Source organism: Secundilactobacillus silagincola (assembly GCF_002583405.1).
GTDB lineage: Bacteria > Bacillota > Bacilli > Lactobacillales > Lactobacillaceae > Secundilactobacillus > Secundilactobacillus silagincola.
Genome location: NZ_BCMJ01000081.1, coordinates 1 through 212, shown reverse-complemented (window position 1 = coordinate 212; position 212 = coordinate 1). Strand labels below are relative to the sequence as shown.

1 protein-coding gene is annotated in these 212 nt (G+C 47.2%); it reads right to left on the bottom strand.

Translation table 11 applies throughout. From position 1 onward, the window contains the following. The coding region (locus tag CES82_RS12660; RefSeq protein WP_180245761.1) for an MBG domain-containing protein at positions 1 to 212 on the bottom strand (212 nt) is incomplete at both ends.

Below are 212 nucleotides of genomic sequence, written 5' to 3'. Positions count from 1 at the left end.
CACCTTAAACTGCGCGGTATCCACGTTCGTGGTACCGTCATAAACCTTGGTACCATTACTAATCTGTACCGTGGCAGTTGTGTCTGGAGTAATCGTCAGATTACCGGCTGCCACATTACTGCTCGTAATTGTGTAGTTCTTATTTGCACCTTGCAGTGCTTCAATCCCAGCTTGGTTCAGCGTTACTGCATAGTTGCTACCAACATTGGCAC